Origin of the sequence: Cognatiluteimonas sedimenti, from assembly GCF_022808325.1 — a bacterium.
Classification (GTDB): Bacteria; Pseudomonadota; Gammaproteobacteria; order Xanthomonadales; family Xanthomonadaceae; genus Cognatiluteimonas; species Cognatiluteimonas sedimenti.
In genome coordinates, this window is record NZ_JALGCL010000003.1 from 271,396 (window position 1) to 272,169 (window position 774).

General features: G+C 61.9%; 1 protein-coding gene. It reads left to right on the top strand.

Annotation, left to right across the window (positions count from 1 at the left end; translation table 11 throughout):
* Positions 1 to 536: 536 nt before the first annotated feature.
* Positions 537 to 774: hypothetical protein (locus MQC88_RS10445; protein ID WP_243321747.1), on the top strand; the 238-nt coding region annotated here is incomplete at its 3' end.

Genomic DNA, 774 nt, shown 5'->3' on the forward strand with positions numbered 1-774 from the left:
GCCGCAGCGCCATGGCCCGCAACCTCCAATGCTTTTGCTGCCGTAAGCGGGCCATTGATGTCGGGGTCTGTGCAGGAATCAAGATCGTCCGCAATGTCTGGACCAGAGAACTCGACTCGCTCGGCCATTTGCAAGGCATCGGCAGTGTAGGCCAGCTCCATGGCAGAGAGCTGGCCCGAGGCGAACAGACGACAGAGAGCCCCGAGCCCGGCTCTGTCCAAGACAAGATCAGTGTCCTCCGTAACCCGCACTAACGCAGATCCCCCTCGCCCGAGGTGCCGTGTGTGCTCAGCCAGCTCCTCCGAAATCTCGTGCGAATAGTCTGCGGCAGAGAGCGAGCCGGAAATCAGTCTGGTCAACGAGCTAAGTTTCATGCGGCCTAACACCTGAGTTAAGCCGACCCGCAACGCGGAGGCTGTGAACCCGGATAGTAGCCGCAACCAGATGCCTCAAAGAAGCCACGAAGCGGGTTCGGCTTGAATGACTTGTTAGGCCGCCGGTGGGCCAGCGATACCCGCTCGCCGGCAACTCCCCGCTTGAACCGGAGCTCGGCTAACCTGGCGCAACCGCGAAACCAAACCACGGCCCTGGCCGAAGCCGCCTGCCTGGGCCGAAAGACTGACGGCAAGCTGCCGAATGCTGCCGAAGCGAAGGAACACCAAACCACGCGAGCCACGAGCGCACCAGACACACTGGCCGAAGCGCAAAAGATGCCGGGCGAAGCCCGTAACGACACGCCGCCGCAGACATCACTACCGAATGCTTTTCAGCGGC